At 50.2% G+C, this 16,240-nt stretch carries 17 protein-coding genes and 1 riboswitch; of the genes, 11 read left to right on the forward strand and 6 right to left on the reverse strand.

The genetic code is table 11. From position 1 onward, the window contains the following. Positions 1-14: 14 nt before the first annotated feature. The 7 genes from AZ66_RS09070 (at position 15) to AZ66_RS09100 (ending at position 7,031) form a co-directional block, all read left to right on the forward strand. Entirely contained in the window at positions 15-1,109 is a 1,095-nt protein-coding gene (locus AZ66_RS09070; protein WP_044354552.1) for an ABC transporter substrate-binding protein, read from the forward strand. Continuing rightward, positions 1,099-1,959, forward strand: a complete 861-nt coding sequence (locus tag AZ66_RS09075) for an alkaline phosphatase family protein (RefSeq protein ID WP_044354553.1) — start codon at positions 1,099-1,101, stop codon at positions 1,957-1,959. The genes AZ66_RS09070 and AZ66_RS09075 overlap by 11 nt, the downstream gene beginning before the upstream one ends. A gap of 482 nt (positions 1,960-2,441) precedes the next feature. Next, positions 2,442-3,287, forward strand: a complete 846-nt coding sequence (locus AZ66_RS09080) for an ABC transporter permease (RefSeq protein WP_044354554.1) — start codon at positions 2,442-2,444, stop codon at positions 3,285-3,287. After that, complete coding sequence (locus AZ66_RS09085) at positions 3,284-4,141, forward strand: ABC transporter permease (protein ID WP_044354555.1); 858 nt, start codon at positions 3,284-3,286, stop codon at positions 4,139-4,141. Before AZ66_RS09080 ends, AZ66_RS09085 begins: the two co-directional genes overlap by 4 nt. Further along, entirely contained in the window at positions 4,142-5,158 is a 1,017-nt protein-coding gene (locus tag AZ66_RS09090) for an ABC transporter ATP-binding protein (RefSeq protein ID WP_044354556.1), read from the forward strand. Further along, a complete protein-coding gene (locus AZ66_RS09095; protein WP_044354557.1) occupies positions 5,142-5,927 on the forward strand; it encodes a DeoR/GlpR family DNA-binding transcription regulator in 786 nt (261 codons plus the stop codon). Before AZ66_RS09090 ends, AZ66_RS09095 begins: the two co-directional genes overlap by 17 nt. Positions 5,928-6,014: 87 nt before the next feature. Beyond that, on the forward strand, positions 6,015-7,031 hold the full coding sequence (locus AZ66_RS09100; protein ID WP_044354558.1) for a histidinol phosphate phosphatase domain-containing protein: 1,017 nt from the start codon (positions 6,015-6,017) through the stop codon (positions 7,029-7,031). A gap of 91 nt (positions 7,032-7,122) precedes the next feature. Here the strand turns inward: AZ66_RS09100 and AZ66_RS09105 are convergent, their stop codons facing one another. Further along, positions 7,123-8,055 carry a MerR family transcriptional regulator gene (locus tag AZ66_RS09105; protein WP_044354559.1) on the reverse strand — a complete coding sequence of 311 codons (933 nt, stop codon included), beginning with the start codon at positions 8,053-8,055 and terminating at the stop codon, positions 7,123-7,125. A 200-nt stretch (positions 8,056-8,255) separates the two neighbouring features. Next, a riboswitch (TPP riboswitch) is annotated at positions 8,256-8,358 on the forward strand. Between the two features lie 132 nt (positions 8,359-8,490). Between AZ66_RS09105 and tenA the strand changes: the two genes are divergently transcribed. Genes tenA through thiE form a run of 4 tightly spaced genes read left to right on the forward strand, consistent with a single transcriptional unit; the run spans position 8,491 to position 11,529 of the window. Beyond that, entirely contained in the window at positions 8,491-9,192 is a 702-nt protein-coding gene (gene tenA / locus AZ66_RS09110) for a thiaminase II (RefSeq protein ID WP_044354567.1), read from the forward strand. After that, the gene (gene thiM, locus AZ66_RS09115) at positions 9,189-10,034 is read left to right on the forward strand and encodes a hydroxyethylthiazole kinase (RefSeq protein WP_044354560.1); all 846 of its coding nucleotides are present in this window, start codon (positions 9,189-9,191) and stop codon (positions 10,032-10,034) included. Before tenA ends, thiM begins: the two co-directional genes overlap by 4 nt. Next, the gene (gene thiD, locus AZ66_RS09120) at positions 10,025-10,849 is read left to right on the forward strand and encodes a bifunctional hydroxymethylpyrimidine kinase/phosphomethylpyrimidine kinase (RefSeq protein WP_082061511.1); all 825 of its coding nucleotides are present in this window, start codon (positions 10,025-10,027) and stop codon (positions 10,847-10,849) included. Before thiM ends, thiD begins: the two co-directional genes overlap by 10 nt. After that, positions 10,846-11,529, forward strand: coding sequence for a thiamine phosphate synthase (gene thiE, locus AZ66_RS09125; RefSeq protein ID WP_044354562.1), 684 nt, complete (start codon positions 10,846-10,848; stop codon positions 11,527-11,529). The genes thiD and thiE overlap by 4 nt, the downstream gene beginning before the upstream one ends. Before the next feature lie 242 nt (positions 11,530-11,771). Here thiE and AZ66_RS33505 read toward each other — a convergent pair whose 3' ends face one another. The 5 genes from AZ66_RS33505 to thrS form a co-directional block, all read right to left on the reverse strand. Then, positions 11,772-12,233 carry a polysaccharide deacetylase family protein gene (locus tag AZ66_RS33505; protein ID WP_331436888.1) on the reverse strand — a complete coding sequence of 154 codons (462 nt, stop codon included), beginning with the start codon at positions 12,231-12,233 and terminating at the stop codon, positions 11,772-11,774. Next, on the reverse strand, positions 12,226-12,501 hold the full coding sequence (locus AZ66_RS33510) for a polysaccharide deacetylase family protein (RefSeq protein ID WP_331436887.1): 276 nt from the start codon (positions 12,499-12,501) through the stop codon (positions 12,226-12,228). The genes AZ66_RS33505 and AZ66_RS33510 overlap by 8 nt, the downstream gene beginning before the upstream one ends. A gap of 10 nt (positions 12,502-12,511) precedes the next feature. Next, positions 12,512-13,099, reverse strand: a complete 588-nt coding sequence (locus tag AZ66_RS09135; protein ID WP_044354568.1) for a YkoP family protein — start codon at positions 13,097-13,099, stop codon at positions 12,512-12,514. Between the two features lie 267 nt (positions 13,100-13,366). Continuing rightward, the gene (locus AZ66_RS09140) at positions 13,367-14,302 is read right to left on the reverse strand and encodes a GNAT family N-acetyltransferase (RefSeq protein ID WP_044354563.1); all 936 of its coding nucleotides are present in this window, start codon (positions 14,300-14,302) and stop codon (positions 13,367-13,369) included. A gap of 48 nt (positions 14,303-14,350) precedes the next feature. Then, a partial coding sequence (thrS, locus tag AZ66_RS09145) for a threonine--tRNA ligase (protein WP_082061513.1) occupies positions 14,351-16,240 on the reverse strand: 1,890 nt, incomplete at its 5' end.

The raw sequence follows: 16,240 nt of genomic DNA on the forward strand, positions 1-16,240 counted from the left end.
GGAGTCATGAACTCATGCGAACTCATCGTTTCATGAAATGGACAGCAACCGTACTTGCTTCCGCATTTTTGCTTGCAGGCTGCTCATCTGGACAAGCTGCAAACGAAGCAGTCGACGCTTCCAAGCTGACCTTGGATCAAATTGTGGAAAAGGCCAAACAAGAAGGGCAAGTCAACTCGGTCGGCATGCCTGACACTTGGGCGAACTGGGTGCAAACGTGGAACGATTTAGGAACGAAATATAGCTTGAAACATACCGATACAGATATGTCCAGTGCTGAAGAACTGGCGAAGTTCGAGTCGGAGAAAGACGACGCAACTGCTGATATCGGCGATGTCGGTATCGCATTCGGACCCCTTGCGAAGCAAAAAGGTCTCACGCTGCCATACAAAACATCTTACTGGAATGACATTCCGGACTGGGCTAAGGATGATGAAGGACACTGGCTGCTCGGCTACACGGGTACATTGTCCATCATTACAGATAAGAACAAAGTGGCAACCCCCCCGAAGTCTTGGGCAGACATTAAAAATGGAACATTCAAAGTCGCTGTTGGCGACGTTATGAAGGCAAACCAGGCACAATTCGCAGTTCTTGCGGCTGCTTACGCATTCGGCGGTGACGAGAAGAACATTCAACCAGGCATCGACTTCTTCGCTGACCTGGCGAAGCAAGGCCGTCTCGCTTCCAATGATGCGGGTCTTGCGAACTTGGAAAAAGGCGAAGTCGAAGTTGGATTCCTGTGGGACTTCAACGCACTAGGCTACCGTGACAAAATCGACAAAAACCGCTTCGAAGTAGTCATCCCACAGGAAGCTTCTGCAACAAGCGGCTATGCAACAGTCATTAACAAGTACTCGAAGCATCCGCATGCAGCGATGCTCGCACGTGAATACATTTTGTCCGATGAAGGGCAATCCAACTTGGCTCGTGGCTATGCTCGTCCAATCCGCTCCAACGCGAAGCTGGCTGTCGATGCAAAGGCAATGCTTCTTCCGGATGAAATGTACAAAAACGCACAGCCTGTGAAAGATTTGAAGGCATGGGAAGAAACAACGAAGCAGCTTCCACAGCTGTGGCAGGAGCAGGTACTTATTCATGTCAAATAACATCACGAACCGCTCGCACAATCACAATAAGCTCATCTTCATCATGCTGGACGGCCTTCGCTATGATACCGCCGTCACACAAATGGGATATATGCAACACTTGGTGGAATACGGAAAGGCTGCGCGCTACAAAGTGCGCTCCGAGCTGCCAAGCCTGTCTCGCCCGCTCTATGAGGTGCTGATGACCGGAACTCCGGTATGGCGCCACGGGATTGCAACGAACCAGACTGTGCGGTTATCGCATGAGCACAGTCTGTTCCACTTAACTCGGGAACAAGGTCTTACAAATGCGACTGCTTCTTACTATTGGGTAAGCGAGTTGTATAACTCAGCTCCGTTCCATCCGGCTGTTGATCGCATTCAGATCGATACAGACAAGCCGATTCAGCATGGCATCTTCTACTTCGAAGATCACTATCCTGACTCGCACCTGTTCGCTGATGCGAACTTCTTGCTCACGCAATATGCTCCAGACTTCTTGTACGTCCATTCGATGAACATTGATGATGACGGACATAAGTTCACTGGAGATTCGGCGCAATATCGCAACCGCGCACTGGCGGCGGACATTATTCTTGCAAGCGTGCTGCCAGCTTGGATGGAGGCAGGCTATCAGATTATTGTTACGGCTGACCATGGCATGAACAATGATGGCAATCACGGCGGAACGACAGATGCCGAACGCCATGTTCCACTGTTCGTCATTAGCAATCAGGTACCCCCTGACATCTATGAACAGGAAGTACCTCAATTGCAGTTGGCGCCGCTTGCCTGCCGCTTGCTCGGCATTGCCCCATCGGAAGCGATGCAGCCGCTAACTATGTTGGAGTTCATGCCGGCGTCTCCGTAAGGAGGCGCCTTTTCTTCACCGGTTCGCTTTTGATCATTCTAGAAAGATTACGTGCAGTGTGGCACGAAGGCTTTCTAGAATGGAAAAAAACATACCTTTAGACGCGGTCGCTCATCATGGGTTACCTCGATAGGAGTTTTTTATCACGAAGTAAATCAGGAGGTAACTCGACATCGAATCTTGCACTCACTCTCGAATAGTGTCTGCTTTCGAAGTATGTTTCCTTCGGAAACATTTTAGCTGCTCATGTAGTCTCGCCTACACTCCGCTGCTCGTTACAAGTTTTGTGAAGCAAAACTCTCATCGGAAGCATAGGCTTCGAGTTTATGCAACCTTCTCGGTGCTGAAAAGCGAACTTTTGATCATTCTAGAATGAAAAAAACGTACCTTTAGACGCGGTCGCTCATCATGAGTTACCTCGATAGGAGTTTTTTTATCACGGAGTAACTCAACAAGTACTGATTTTGGAAAGGAGCTCGCACATGAAACGGATCAACAGCATGCTGTACATCACGATTATCCCGCTGCTTATCTTTGTGGCGCTATTCATGTTCGTCCCGCTCTTCACGATGATTTCGGGAAGCTTTCAAGAGGATGGCGGCGGGGCATTTACATTCAATCAATACAAAGAAATTTTTACGAACCCCTATTACTGGAAGGCATTTGAGAACAGCATTCTCATCTCCTTGCTGTCCAGCCTTATCGGCATCATTGCCGCCGTATTTGCAACGTATGCCCTTACCCGTTTTCCGAAGCGCGTACAAGAGCGGCTGCTTGTCATTACGAACCTGACATCAAATTTCGCAGGCATCCCGCTCGCCTTCGCCTTCATTGTCCTGCTTGGCAACAGCGGACTGTTCACGCTGCTGTTCCGCCAATTCGGCATTGACATGACGGCATCATTCAATCTGTATTCATGGTCGGGATTGACCGTTATTTATGTGTATTTCCAGCTTCCGCTGGCCATTATGCTGCTCTACCCGATGTACCATGCGATTCAAGACAACTGGAAGGAAGCCGCTTCCCTGCTGGGGGCATCACCGTTTCAATTTTGGAAGCGTATCGGTCTGCCTGTACTGCTTCCAGGTATCGCGGGCACATTCAGTATCTTGTTCGCGAATGCCATGGGTGCGTATGCATCAGCTTATGCCCTGACAGGAAGCAACTATAACCTTGTACCTGTACGTATCGGCGCACTCGTCTCGGGAGACATCTTCGCTCGTCCCGAGCTCGGCAGCGCCTTGGGCGTACTGCTCGGCTTGACGCTGCTTGCAGCCATGCTCGTCAATGAATGGCTGACGCGCAAAGTTCGGAGGGATCTGCTATGAAACGATTGACTCATTCTCTGCCAACGCTAGCCTTTGCAGCGGTATTGCTCTATTTGTTCATTCCGGTCATCGCTACCATGCTCTATTCCTTGGCGACATCTTGGAATCAAACAATTCTACCCGAAGGCTTAACATTGAAATGGTTCGGCGAGCTTTTCCAGGATACCCGCTTCATGCAGGCATTCGGCCGTTCCCTACTCCTCAGCAGCATCGCTACCGTAACAGCAGTCATCGTCATCGTGCCAGCTACGTTCGCGATTTCCCTGTATGCACCGAAGCTGGAGCGCTGGGTTCAGACGCTCGTCATGCTTACCTATGCCGTACCTGGCGTTATTATGGCTGTCGGCTTGATTCGCGCCTACTCTGGCAAAGGCTTCTCCATGATTATTATCGTCTTCGGTGCCTATGTCATTGGCATGCTGCCGTTCATGTACCAAGGGACGCGCAACAGCTTGCGCGCTGTTCAGGCAGGATCATTGATGGAAGCTGCTGAGCTGCTGGGAGCCAACCGCATGAAAGCATTTCTGCACGTGATTGTTCCGAACATTATGCCGGGCATTCTTGTATCCGCACTCCTCTCCTTCTCGATTTTATTCGGAGAGTTCGTGCTCATTAATATTCTTGTCGGAGGACGCTTCGAGACCATGCAGCTCTTCCTGTATGCACAGCTGAATAAGAGCGGCCATATCGCGAGCGCCATTACTGTAACCTACTTCATTCTGATGGCCATATTGAGCGCGTGGATCGTGAAGCTGACAGGCCGCACTTCCAAGTCAGTTGCAGAGCCAGAAGAAGACATCGTGAGCAACAGCATTCCGACTACCCAAGCAACAATGAGCAGGGAGGCTTCTTAAATGAGCTACGTACAGATGAATCAAGTGACCAAGACGTTCCATAAACAAAAGGTGCTGAACAGTATTGATCTTCATATTCAAAAAGGCGAACTGGTGACACTCCTCGGCCCAAGCGGCTGTGGCAAAAGCACATTGCTTCGCATCCTGTCCGGACTGACTCCGCTCGACGGCGGAACGATTCACATTGATGGCAAGGACGTGACGGCTGTCGAACCAAAGGATCGGGAGATCGGCATGGTGTTCCAATCCTATGCACTGTTCCCGAACATGACGGTGGCCGACAATATTGCCTTCGGCTTGACGATGAAGAAGATGCCGCGTGATGCGATTCGCCGTGCAGTTGGCGAAATGATTGAACTCACCGGGCTTCAAGGCAAGGAGGAGTCTTTCCCGCGTGAGCTCTCTGGTGGGCAACAGCAGCGTGTCGCACTCGCCCGCTCGCTTGTTACGAAACCAAAGGTATTGCTGCTGGACGAACCGCTTAGTGCGCTTGACGCGCAAATTCGTAAAAACCTGCAGCAGCAGCTGCGCTCCATTCAACGTGAATTGAACATGACAACAGTACTTGTTACGCATGACCAAGAAGAAGCGATGGCCGTCAGTGATCACATATACATCATGAATGCAGGCAATATCGCGCAGCATGGTTCTCCACAGGAGATTTATACGCAGCCTAACAGCGAGTTCGTCGCCAAATTCATTGGCAGCTATAACGTATGGAATGCCGAAGCCTTGGGGCAAATCGTACCAGACTACACGCTTGCAGGCAGCAAGCTGTATGCCATTCGACCAGAGACGTTCTGCGAACAGCCGCTCGTTGGCGGCATGGCCGTAACAGGAACGGTACGCAATGTGACCATGCTTGGCAACATTACGCGTATGGAACTAACGGTTCAGGGTCAGCATGTCGTCGTCGATCAGATTCATCGCAATTCCGATTGGGTGAGCATCGGCTCTACCACGACGGTATACCTCCATCCGAAGGACGTGATTCCGCTTCATGATGCTACTGCCTGAAGAACGTAGACAGCATATTTTAGAACAGCTGAATCGACATGGCAAAATTCAAGTTGCTTCCCTCGCCAGCGTATTGACGGTTACGCCCGAGACCATTCGCAGGGATCTCGATGAGCTGGAAGCGAAGCAGATGCTTAAGCGCGTGTACGGAGGCGCGGTTGCGTATTCGCATGTGAAGATAGAACCGCATTTTGATAAAAAACGAAGCATCGAGCAGTCGGCAAAGAAAGCAATCGGGGAAGCTGCGGCCGCGCTCATTCAAGACGGAGATACAATCGTGGTTGATGTAGGTACGACGACTGTTGAGCTTATTCGCGCCATACGCGGTGTCGTCGGCGTTACGATCGTGACGAATTCTATTCCTGCTGCCGAACTGCTCGTGGAACGGCTGGAAGCCAAACGATTTGACGGCAAAGTCATCGTACTCGGGGGAGTTACGCATCCAGAGCAGAAGTCGATTGCAGGCGCCTTAACCTGTGAACTGCTTACACGTTTCCACTTCAATAAGGCATTCATCTCCTGCGCAGGAATGACACCAGCGGGAATCAGTGATTACGACATGGAAGAATCGATCTGCTCCACCTTAATGATTGAGCAATCCGAGCAGGTATATGTGCTTGGAGATTGTACCAAGCTCGGGGAGACACAGCTGTGCCGCATCTGTGACATGAGCAAGGTCACCGCCATCATATGCGATGCACCTATGCCGGATAAATGGAAGCGCAGCGGATTGCAAGTAGGTTGGATTACGCCCGCTCGCGAGCCATAAGAACACAGCTAAGTTATATGTCGAAATAACACATCACTTTATACATCACGAATGAGCCACTATGACATAGGATGGGATGCGATCATTATGCTGTATTATGTAGACTACCATATGCATTTGGAGGAAGGCCCTTATTCGTTCCGCTGGCTTGATCGTACGAATCAAGCATTCGATCACTTCCATACAATTGCTGAACCACGCCATTCCCGTGCATGGCTCGAAGCGAGTTATGCGCGTATGCATACAAGACTGCAGCGAGGAGCTTATGACGAATCATGGCTCGATCTCTATTTGCAAGAAGCGCTGCGCAAAGGACTGCGGGAGGTCGGAATCGTAGATCATCTCTATCGGTTTCGAGAGACGCTCCCCTACTTCGAACGTCACCTCGATAGCGGAGACTCCCCGCTAGGCCGCCTTCAGCATACATGGCTGCATCAAGTATGCAACGAGCGGATAGAGGATTTCGCGGCTGCCATTCAGGCAGCAAAGCCCAGATGGGCCGAGCAGGGAGTCGAGCTACGTATTGGATTAGAGGCGGATTATTTTGCAGGTGGAGAGAAGGACTTGGAATCATTCATTGCAATGGCGGATTGGGACTACGTGATCGGGTCGATTCACTATGTGGATGGATGGGGATTCGATAATCCCGAGACTCAGTTCCGCTTCGAGCAGGTTGATCTGTGTGAACTGTACGGATGCTTTTTCGATGATGTCGAACGAATGATTAACAGCGGTCTGTTCGATATTGCCGCCCATTTGGACAATTTAAAAGTATTTAATTATCGCCCATCTGAAGAGTTGCTTCTCCCGTACTACGAGCGAATCGCACAAGCATTGAAACGGACAAATACAGCTACAGAGGTAAATGCAGGACTGTTCTACCGCTACCCGGTCAAGGAGATGTGTCCGAGTTCCTCCTTTATCGATGTTCTGCTTCGACATGATGTCCCCTTTACCCTGTCATCGGATTCTCACTTTCCAGACGACGTCGGCAAATACGTGGCGAACAATTCCCTTATGCTTCAGCAGCACGGTCTAGCCGAAATTGCCACATTCCATCAACGCAAACGCATCATGCGACCGCTCGCAACTTCCACTTCTTAATAAAGAAAACGCAAAGCGAGCAGCCCTCTCTCCTATCCCCCTTGAAATACACAATCCCCGGCGCTATGCTTGTACCGGGGATTCATGTATATTATTTTATTCTCTTTCGAACTGGCTCGAATAACTGCAGCCAATAAGCGTTGCTGCTTCCTGCTGGGTTGTCATTTCGTATGTGCTCCTCCAAGCAGAATCTTGCCTCCGAATCAGGCTCGTAGTCAGGATGCTCGTTCAATTTCTCCATCAATAATTGCCACGATCCCGTAATATCATCCGTACTCTCCATCATGGCATATACCCCGCCGGAAAACCTAGCCTCCGTAAAATCACTAGGTATGTCGATATTCTCTGGGATTGAAGCATATACACCATAACCGTAATCGTAAACGTTCGATTCAAACTCAGGGAGTGGTTCTTCATTTTTTCCAAATAGCCGTGCCGTTCCTTGCAGCTCAGCTTGCACGAGCCAGTCTGCTAATGATTCGATCGCTTCTTCCTCTGGAGATGCGCTTACGACAACATGGCTGGCCATTCTCATTGGTGGAAGGGTTACGAATTTGATTGATGATGGATAATAATTCCACTGATTGCTCATCGGCATTGTCACCTCATGTTTCATATTTGAATGTAGGGAGGGTACATGACTTAATTGCAACAGCAATTGAGCCGTAATCGGTTCATTGAGGTACTTGTGCGACTGCTCCAACCATTTCTTCAATGTTATTTCCTTCGAAATGCACTCATTTTTGTGATCATTCATCTCGTTTGCATACTGAGTCATTACCTGATGTGCGGTTCGGAACGTCATATCCGCCAGCACCACTTTAATCTCTTTAATCCCAATATCGAACCCTCTTAACCATGCAGTTATACGGATTGCAAGCACGGTCTGTTCATCATACATCCTCCAGCCAGAACTGGAATCGCGCTGACTCACAAACAGCCCCTGCGACTCCCAGTGGCGCAGGGTACGGCTCGTCACACCGATTTCCTGCGATAACTTGTCGATTCCTATCATGTTGCTCATCACTATCATCAACCTCTGTCACTTGACGTATCATAAGGCGCCTTATGAGGTTATTGTATCAATTGTCGCAGCGTCAATTGCAATTAGAAACTTCGCTCGAATCACTAACAAGTTATCGTTTTGACCGAATGGTTCAGAAAACTAACGTTTTACAATTATCTCCATCAATGCTAAAGTAGTTCGTAAGATGAATATGACGTGAAATCCACTAGGGGAGCCGCATAGGCGGCTGAGACAAGAATTCTTGGACCCTTAGAACCTGATCCGGGTAATACCGGCGGAGGGAAGTGGAGCCGGCCGGTTCATGGTCTTTTTGTATGGACATGATGAAGCCGCTCCATTTCGGGGCGGCTTTTTTTGGCTGCCGCGAAGTGCTCCTTGACCAGATTTCAGCATGCATTCATCCCCTATCTTAATCATGCGGAGGTGCTGTTCATGCTTACATTTACGGAGGAACTGAGAAATGAAGCGGAGCCGATATACGATGCCATTATGGAGCATCCGTTCGTTCGGGGTATTGCTGAGGGTACTGTCAAGAAAGAACAGTTGATTCACTACGTAAAGCAGGATTTTGAATATTTGAATGCCTTTATTCGGATTTACGGCATTGCGATTTCCAAATGCGACAACCGAGAGACAATGGCTCTTTTCAACGAGCAAATCTCATTCGTACTGAATAGCGAGACACACCCCCATCATAATTTTTGTAACGTGGCAGGCGTAACGTTCGAAGAACTGCAAGGCTACCCACTCGCCCCTTCTGCGAGCCATTATGTGTCCCATATGCTTACCGTGGCCCATGAAGGAACCCTGGAAGATATTATTGCGGCTTTGCTGCCATGTCCATGGACTTATACGGAGATCGGACAATGTTTGCTAAAAGAAGTGAATCCAGATGAGACCCATCCGTTCTATGAGTGGATTCATTTCTACGGAGACCTCGGCGGCGGCGTTACGGACAAAATGCGCCGAATGCTGGATGAATGGGCAGAATCGCTGTCGCAAGCACGCAAGCAGCAGCTGAAGAAGCATTTTCTGACTAGCTGCCAGTTGGAATATCTATTCTGGGACATGGCTTATAAGGTAGAAGACTGGCCAGTAGGCTTGACGGAGAAGACAGAGGTGAAACAAGGATGAATGATATGCCTCTCTTCCCAAAGCGTATTAAGGAACGGCGCCCCCTCATCCACAATATGACGAATATCGTCGTCGCCAACTTTACCGCTAACGGTCTGCTAGCCATTGGCGCCTCCCCTGTGATGGCTTCAGCCAAGGAAGAGGTAGCGGACATGGCCAAGGCAGCAGATGCGCTCGTATTGAACCTTGGCACGCTCGATACAGACATGATAGAAGCTATGCTAATCGCAGGGCGGTCGGCGAATGTGCATGGCATTCCGGTTATTCTCGATCCAGTAGGCGCAGGCGCAACGCCGTACCGGACGAAGGTATCCGTGAAGATGCTAAAGGAATTGCGCGTCTCGATCGTGCGCGGCAATGCCGCGGAAATTGCTCAGTTGATGGGTGAAGCTGGCGAGATTAAAGGCGTGGATTGCATGGAGTCTGAAAGCTCCCTTCGTTCCCCTGAGGAGTTGTTCGATCTTGCTGCACGGGCAGCTGACCGTTTCGGCACCATCGTTGCTATTTCAGGAAAAGAGGATGTTATTACAGACGGCACAACCGGCTATATCATTAATGGCGGTCATCCGATGTTGACGAACATTACAGGAAGCGGGTGCCTGCTGACATCGGTCATCGGCGCATTTGCTGCGGTAGAATCTGATTTATTGCTGGCAGGAGCCGCAGCGATGTCTTATTATGGGGGCGCAGCCGCCCATGCCTATCGAACAGCGGGCCACCGAGGTCCTGGCAGCTTCCAAACTGCATTTCTTGATGCCTTGGCTGAGATCGACCAATTCGATACGGCAGCATCAATGATCATCCCTCGTCAAGCTGCCGTTAGAAGGAAGGTATGGCTATGACGGTCGCACGAGCATTGACGATTGCTGGTTCCGATAGTGGCGGCGGCGCCGGCATTCAAGCTGACATTAAGACATTCCAAGAGCTGAATGTATTCGGGATGTCAGCGATTACGGCTGTGACCGTACAGAACACGCGCGGCGTTCATGGCGTATACCCGCTGCCGCCTGAAGCCGTTGCGGAACAGATGAATGCCGTCGTAGAAGATATCGGGGTCGATGCTGTCAAAACAGGCATGCTGTTCAGCGCAGACATTATTGAGACAGTAGCGAGTCGCCTAGAAGCATTCGGTTTGAACAACGTTGTCGTCGACCCGGTCATGATAGCCAAGGGAGGCGCAGAGCTGCTGCAGCAAGATGCCATAGAGGCCATGAAGAATCGCCTGCTGCCGCTTGCGCTGATTGTCACGCCGAACATCCCAGAGGCAGAAGCGCTTGCGGGTATGAAGATTGTATCCTTGCAAGATCGGCGCGATGCCGCGATGAGAATTGCCGATTACGGTGCCAAAATGGTCGTCGTCAAGGGCGGCCACGACATGACGACCGAGCTTGCTATTGACCTGTTCTATGACGGAACTCGCTTCACACTGCTGGAACACCGCAGAATCACAACGAATCATACTCACGGCACGGGCTGCACCTACTCGGCAGCAATTGCGGCAGAGCTCGCGAAGGGCGCTGCTCCCAGCGACGCAGTTCGTACTGCTCGGCATTATATTCAAGATGCAATTGAGGAGACGCTCGGGCTCGGCGGCGGCAACGGCCCAACCAACCATTGGGCATATCGGCAGCGGCAGATGCAAGAGGTGGTCAGATGATAAGTATAGATAGTCGCATTGAAGATACCCGCATGCGTTCCTATTTGCGGTTGTACCTCGTGCTCGGCAGCGGCAATTGCGAGGGTGACCCTGCAGCGGTTGTCGAGGATGCCGTTCGCGGAGGAGTAACGATAGTACAGTTTCGGGAAAAGGGCGCAAACGCGCTGAAGACACCAGCTAAGAAAGAACTCGCTATGCGCATTCAGTCGGTGTGCAGAAGACACGGCATCCCCTTCCTCGTGAACGATGATGTAGAGCTAGCGCTTGCCTTGAATGCGGACGGGGTTCATGTCGGCCAGAACGACGAGCAAGCGGCGCAAGTCAGGGATCGCATCGGCAATAAAATACTCGGCGTGTCCGTTCATTCGGCAGCTGAGGCTCTACTGGCTGAGGAACAAGGCGCCGATTATCTCGGCGTTGGGCCGATTTATTCGACTGCTTCCAAAGAGGATGCTCTAGAGCCACAAGGCACTGCAATCATTCAACGGCTAACAGAGATAACATCACTGCCGATCGTAGGCATTGGCGGCATTACGGCAGAGCGTGCGCCACATGTAATTCGAGCTGGTGCAGACGGGATCGCGGTCATCTCTGCCATTACCCATGCGGAAGATAGATATCAAGCTGCTAAAATGCTCGTTTCCCGTATAACTGACTCGATTACGTGGAACTTTGCCTAAGTGTCGCGCCCTCTCAGCATGTGCTTACCACGAAACGAAACTGAACATATTTACTAGCAATTTATGTGATAAACACGAAGAATCCGCTGGATAAGCGGATTCTTTCTGTGTTGCTGCTACTCGTTGCCAACCTGCTTCGCAAATAAATCTTAAAGAGGCTTACCCTTTTCTCATTTACAAAATCTAGTGACGGTTCTTCCTTATTCCGTACTTGCCTTACATTCCTCTCTTCCCTATCCCCTCTACACCGCATGCTCCAGCTTCAGCAACTCATCTGTACGCACACATTTCAATCCGCGCCGATGCGTTTCGGACAGGACGTCTCGCAACACCGTTATCATCTGCTTCGGGGCCTCTCTATCTGCACCGAACGTGTCTCCGCTATCATGCAGTACAATTACGGATCCGGGCTCGATTCGTTCTGACAACAGTTTGCGCAAGTTGCGTTCTCCCGTATCTAGCTTCCAATCTCGCGCAATAATTGACCATAACACGAGCCGATACGATTTGCGCAGCAGGAACAGATCCCCCATATTCAATATTCCCCATGGAGGACGATAGAAGGTTGGCCGCTCCCCTGTAATGCGTTCAATGATGTCCGCAGAACGATCTACATGCTCGCGCCTGATGTTCCGAGGCGTCATGACCCAATTCGGCATATGCGTATAATTGTGGATGCCAATCTGATGGCCTTCTTCATGCATGCGTTTCACAAGCTCGGGATACCTTCTCTGCCTTGCTGCCCAGAACAAAAAAGGTGGCCTTCGCGCCCCGCTCGCGCAATAAATCAAGCAGTTCAGGCGTATAATCCGGGTCTGGTCCATCATCGAACGTAAACGCGACATGACGATGTGCCCGCTTACGTCTCGCCTTGCGAAATACGCCCCATCCGCAGATTCGGGTCAATAAGAAAGGAAGCCCCATATAAATAGCGATCAGTACAATTAATATTCCTGCGATAATATTGTCCATGTTATCTCTCCTACTCCTTCACCCTATTCACATATCGATCCATTAACGTGGCACGAGACATTATCAGCATCTTCGGCACTAGCTTCGATCGCTGCTGCTTCAAGCGCTTGGCGCCCTCCGGATTCAGCATGCGGAGCAGCAAACGCAGATATATGGTAGATACTCGCTGCATCCACTTCGTCTCCAGAGGGTGCAGCTCGAAGCCTAATCCATAAGTGATGCCGCGATGAAGCAGTGTTATCCCAGTCAGCGCCTTCACCTTAGCCAATTCCGGATTCGTATTCACAGCATGGCCGACCTGCTTCAATGCATCACGCAGCCTGCGCGCCGTAACAAGTGCAGCCCGATCCGCACCAACGGAGCGAGACAGCTCCAGCACTTCCCGATTATCAAGGTGAATCTCGCATACATAGTCGCCTTTATGAATATAGGTTCCATCCTCACAGAGAATGGAGGTGCCTCGATGCGTCCGTACGACAACCTTACATATTCCGAACTGTGACTGATATACACTTCGAAGAGGCGTGATCAATTCAAATACAGCCTCCCACGTCATCCACAGTGATTGCAGCATTTTGTTGCCCAAGGTGGAGATCATGTACAATCAAATCCTTCCTGTATGAAAATCGTGATCTGCTTAACTTACTTTCATCGTACAGCCTGGAGTTCTCTTTTTTCTTACTCCATTCTTACGAGTTTCTTAAGTAATTAAGGTAAGCAGAGTCCTTTATATCCAAACCTTTCCTTTAGACAACAAAAAAGCAGTACAGCACTTCAAACTTTGTGCTGCACTGCTTATGCAAATTAACGAATCTCTTCGCTCTAGCCTATCTAATGCTTCATTACGCTTCGGTTCCAGCGACTATTAGACCACAATATTGTCGGAAGCAGCTTGTTCCACTCTATCCGACGCTAGCTCTAGTACGTAATAGTCATTTATATTCCGCACGTGGAACCCACATGACGTGTATAACCCTAGTGCCCGCTCATTCTCAACTGCAACTTCTAATTCAATCTTGGCAGTTGGCTGCTGCTCCTTCATGCGCTCAATAATACTGCGAAGAATCCAGCGTCCGTATCCTCTGCCTCTGTGCTCAGGTTGAACACTGAAGCCGAATAGAAATGCACTGCCTTCTTCTCGCATAGCATGAATCTTCCCGATAGGCAGCCAATCTCCATTCTCCTGCTGGCAGTCAGCAATAAAAATATAATCCTGCTGCGAGAGCATCGCCGTCTCTACATACCCTCTTGCATCTTCTTCATTCATATCGAATCCATCCATGTTCAATTGTGTGAGAAGATCCACATCGCTGGCCTCTGCCTGACGTAATTCTATTTTTGCAGGGTGATGATCGGCATCTTTCACATGCTCTCCAGTAAGTGTCATCCAATATTCGGAGAAGCTGCACTTCGAACCGATGCTCTCCAAATATTCCTTGCCGGATAAAGAAGGTCGAGCGCAAATGAAGATGAGTTTCTCCACCTGGCGCCTCCCACACTCCTGCTGAGCTTCCTTAACAAGCTGACTGAATATGCCTTGACGCCGATAGTCGGGATGCACCATCCCGCTTATCTCTACCTCCGATGCACAGAACTGATAGATACCGAGAAATCCAACAATCTCACCATCTACAACATACACATAGTCGTTAGCGACATCACCCGTGCGTGCACGTAGTGAATCCCAGTTCAACTTCAAAATGATTTGATCGTGTTCATTGCAAATGTCTTCCAACCTGTGCAGTGCTTCAAGCTGGTCAGCATCCAATTGTGTATAGGTTCGCAAGCCTGTATTATTCATGCCTACTCATCTCCTTCGCTTTCAAATGCGAATTCATGAGATTGTATTCTACACCTTGGCTATTATTTCCTTTTCAATCAGTTCAGCAAGTTGTTGAATTGGCTGCATTCCCAGATCCCCCTCGCCCCGCTTGCGAACGGACACGCTTCCGCTCGCCTGCTCCTGCTCTCCTACAATGAGCATGTAAGGAACTTTGCTCTGCTGCGCTTCGCGTATTTTGAAGCCTAGACGCTCATTGCGCGCATCCACTTGCACCCGAATGCCCGCCTGTTCCAGCGACTCCTTCACTTCATATGCGTAGTCGGCGAAAAGATCCGATACAGGCAATACCGCCACCTGAACGGGCGCAAGCCATGTCGGGAATGCTCCTGCATAATGCTCTGTCAATATGCCGATGAACCGATCAATCGACCCATACACCGCACGGTGAATAACAACAGGCCGATGCTTCAGGCTATCCTCTCCGATATAGGACAGGTCGAATTTCTCCGGCATCTGGAAGTCCAGCTGAATCGTGCCGCACTGCCAGCTTCGCTTGAGTGCATCCAAGATGTGAAAGTCGATCTTCGGCCCATAGAAGGCACCGTCCCCTTCATTAACACGATATTCGACGCCGCGCTTATCCAATACGTGCTGCAATGCCTGCTCCGCCTCATTCCACAGCTCCTCTGAGCCCATCGAATCCTCCGGCCGAGTAGATAACTCGATCTTATACTCGAAGCCGAACACGTTATAGATGTGATCGATTAAGGCCATAATCTTGCCGATCTCCTCTTCGATCTGATCCGGACGGACGAACAGATGGGCATCATCCTGACAGAACGTACGAACCCGAAGCATACCGTTCAAGGCGCCGGACATTTCATGCCGATGCACTTGGCCGAACTCGCCAAGGCGAATCGGAAGCTCACGATAGGAGTGCTGCCCATTTTTGTAAATGAGCATATGCCCCGGGCAGTTCATCGGCTTCAGAGCGAATGTTGTATCGTCGACCTTGGTGAAGTACATATTGTCCTTGTAATGATCCCAGTGCCCTGACTGCTCCCATAAGCGGTTGTTCATCATAAGCGGTGTGCGCACCTCGTCATAGCCGCGTCTTCGCTGAAGTCCGCGCGCGAAATCCTCAAGCTCTGTGCGAATCGTCATCCCGTTCGGCAAGTAGAAAGGCATACCAGGCGCTTCCTCGGAGAACATGAACAGCCCAAGCTCCGTTCCAAGCTTGCGATGATCGCGCTTCTTCGCTTCATCAAGCATATGCAAATATTCTTCCAGCTGATCCTTCTTCGCAAAGGCCGTTCCATATACACGCTGCAGCATTTTGTTGTTCGAATCCCCTCGCCAATACGCGCCGGATACCTTCATCAGCTTGAATGCCTTAATGCGCCCAGTCGATGGAACATGAGGTCCGCGGCACAGGTCAACGAATTCCCCCTGCTTGTAAATGCTGATGACCGCATCGTCTGGCAGGTTGTGAATTAGCTCCAGCTTCAACGGCTCCTTCAATTCTGTAAATAGGCGAATCGCTTCTTCTCGGCTGACTACCTCGCGTTGAATCGGCAGATTTTCCTGAATGATGCGAGACATCTCTTGTCCAATGGCCGCAAGATCTTCAGTCGACAATGGCTTTTCAATATCAATATCGTAATAAAAACCATCCTCAATGACCGGACCAATCCCGAGCTTAACTGCATCGGCTCCATATATGCGTTGAATGGCTTGCGCCATTACATGTGCTGTACTGTGGCGAATGATGGAAAGACCATCCTTGCTGTCTGCTGTGACAATCTCGACGAGGCTGTCATGCTCGATCGCAGTGTCGACATCCACGAGCGTACCGTCCATTTTCCCGGCAAGTGCTTGCTTCTTCAAGCTTGTGCTGATCGATGCTGCAACTTCTTCGATGGTCGTGCCTTGCAAATACCTCCTGTTCGATTCGTC

Origin of the sequence: Paenibacillus sp. E194 (assembly GCF_000935845.1) — a bacterium.
Taxonomy (GTDB): Bacteria; Bacillota; Bacilli; order Paenibacillales; family Paenibacillaceae; genus Paenibacillus_B; species Paenibacillus_B alvei_B.

Excerpts from the sequence above, each read along its gene's own strand:
- AZ66_RS09070 (WP_044354552.1), top strand. The coding sequence starts at position 15 with ATGCGAACTCATCGTTTCATGAAATGGACAGCAACCGTACTTGCTTCC.
- AZ66_RS09075 (WP_044354553.1), top strand. The coding sequence starts at position 1,099 with ATGTCAAATAACATCACGAACCGCTCGCACAATCACAATAAGCTCATC.
- AZ66_RS09080 (WP_044354554.1), top strand. The coding sequence starts at position 2,442 with ATGAAACGGATCAACAGCATGCTGTACATCACGATTATCCCGCTGCTT.
- AZ66_RS09085 (WP_044354555.1), top strand. The coding sequence starts at position 3,284 with ATGAAACGATTGACTCATTCTCTGCCAACGCTAGCCTTTGCAGCGGTA.
- AZ66_RS09090 (WP_044354556.1), top strand. The coding sequence starts at position 4,142 with ATGAGCTACGTACAGATGAATCAAGTGACCAAGACGTTCCATAAACAA.
- AZ66_RS09095 (WP_044354557.1), top strand. The coding sequence starts at position 5,142 with ATGATGCTACTGCCTGAAGAACGTAGACAGCATATTTTAGAACAGCTG.
- AZ66_RS09100 (WP_044354558.1), top strand. The coding sequence starts at position 6,015 with ATGCTGTATTATGTAGACTACCATATGCATTTGGAGGAAGGCCCTTAT.
- AZ66_RS09105 (WP_044354559.1), bottom strand. The coding sequence starts at position 8,055 with ATGAGCAACATGATAGGAATCGACAAGTTATCGCAGGAAATCGGTGTG.
- tenA (WP_044354567.1), top strand. The coding sequence starts at position 8,491 with ATGCTTACATTTACGGAGGAACTGAGAAATGAAGCGGAGCCGATATAC.
- thiM (WP_044354560.1), top strand. The coding sequence starts at position 9,189 with ATGAATGATATGCCTCTCTTCCCAAAGCGTATTAAGGAACGGCGCCCC.
- thiD (WP_082061511.1), top strand. The coding sequence starts at position 10,025 with ATGGCTATGACGGTCGCACGAGCATTGACGATTGCTGGTTCCGATAGT.
- thiE (WP_044354562.1), top strand. The coding sequence starts at position 10,846 with ATGATAAGTATAGATAGTCGCATTGAAGATACCCGCATGCGTTCCTAT.
- AZ66_RS33505 (WP_331436888.1), bottom strand. The coding sequence starts at position 12,233 with ATGCATGAAGAAGGCCATCAGATTGGCATCCACAATTATACGCATATG.
- AZ66_RS33510 (WP_331436887.1), bottom strand. The coding sequence starts at position 12,501 with ATGGACAATATTATCGCAGGAATATTAATTGTACTGATCGCTATTTAT.
- AZ66_RS09135 (WP_044354568.1), bottom strand. The coding sequence starts at position 13,099 with ATGATCTCCACCTTGGGCAACAAAATGCTGCAATCACTGTGGATGACG.
- AZ66_RS09140 (WP_044354563.1), bottom strand. The coding sequence starts at position 14,302 with ATGAATAATACAGGCTTGCGAACCTATACACAATTGGATGCTGACCAG.